Annotated in this window: 1 protein-coding gene; it reads right to left on the bottom strand. The window is 27.1% G+C overall.

The genetic code is table 11. The features are described from left to right. On the bottom strand, window positions 1-1416 hold a 1416-nt coding region (locus AJ936_RS09415; protein WP_261661074.1), incomplete at both ends, for a motility associated factor glycosyltransferase family protein.

The raw sequence follows: 1416 nt of genomic DNA, 5'->3' as shown, positions 1-1416 counted from the left end.
ATTCTCACAAGCCCAAAGAAAAGGTTTTTCTATAGTTCCTTCTATCCTTGCTCCACCTTCGGTGCAGTTGTGGGTAGCAACATGATAATTTTCTTTTGCATTGATGACATCTTTTTCAAAATTGAGTCTAAAAAGAGTCCAAACAAAAGAACTTTCAACTTTTCCATTACCTCCATAAGCTTGAGTGGTGTATTTGTTTTTATCTCTTTGAAAATGTCCTTCATGCTTATCAAGATTGCTATAATCTTTGGTATGAGAAAATCCATCTTTAGCATAAGCTAAATCTTGTCCTATTAAAACGATATTTTTATGCTTTAAATGTATAGCAAGTAAAAAATTCATATGAGCCACACTACCACCCATATTAAAATACCCAAAATCATCAAGTTTTAAATAATTTATAAAACTTGCATAAGTGGATACAAGCATGAAATTTCTATTATTTTTTTGAAGATATTTTGTAGTATGAGGATGAGTGTAGGATTTTAAAACAAACAAAATATCCTTATCAAATTCTTTAAAATCATTGTTGAAAAATTCAGAAGTTAAAGGAATCCTTTCTAAAGAAAGCACATAATCAGGCTTAATATTATGCTTAGCTAAAATAGGATAAGAAGAATCTGCGCAAAAAATTGTAGCTTTATTAGCATATTTTTTTAACAAAGGAAGTTGTTTAGTAAGAGAGGGTCCTGTAGAAACAATGATAGTTGTATCACTTAAATTCTTTCTTTTAGAAAGTAATTCTTTATAACTAGGATGAGTGATCATTTGAGGAAGATTATAAACAAATTGCTCTATGCCTTGAAGAGCATCAAGGGGATCATTACCATGAGAAATAATAGAATCTTTAAAATGCTGCACTAGCTTTTTATTTAACTCCAAAACATCCTCATGAAATCTTTCATAATAATTACTCATCAGTTCTAAAAAATAAATTCTAGAAAATTGAAAGAAAGGTTTGTTAGAACAAAAATTAGAAAAAAATTCTATATTTAAAGAACTAGTTTCTAAAATCATCAATCTTGAATTTTGCAATTCATTTGAAAAATCTAAGATATGAAACATGACCCAAATGATTTCTATATCTTTTTCAAAAACAATAATATGTTGATGATTTTTATTTTGTAATAAAGCTTTAAATAAAATTCCATTTCCAAAACCATAAAAATACAATACAGGATAAAGTAGGTATTTATCATTATAAGTGTTTAGCATAGTGTTTAATTCATCAATAACATTTTCATAAAGAAAAGTATTATCACTTGTATCTTTTAGATTGATATCAAGATTATCTTTACCTAAGATAAGTTCAAATTTACTAGACTTGATTTCTTTTAAACTTTCTTTTAAAAGAATATTACCTAAAGCTTCAATGTTTTTATTAAAGAGTTCTTTTTGGGTAGGGGTGAAGGTCAT

This window comes from Campylobacter sp. BCW_6877, from assembly GCF_001762445.1.
Lineage (GTDB): Bacteria > Campylobacterota > Campylobacteria > Campylobacterales > Campylobacteraceae > Campylobacter_D > Campylobacter_D jejuni.
This window is presented reverse-complemented; position numbering and strand designations above follow the sequence as displayed.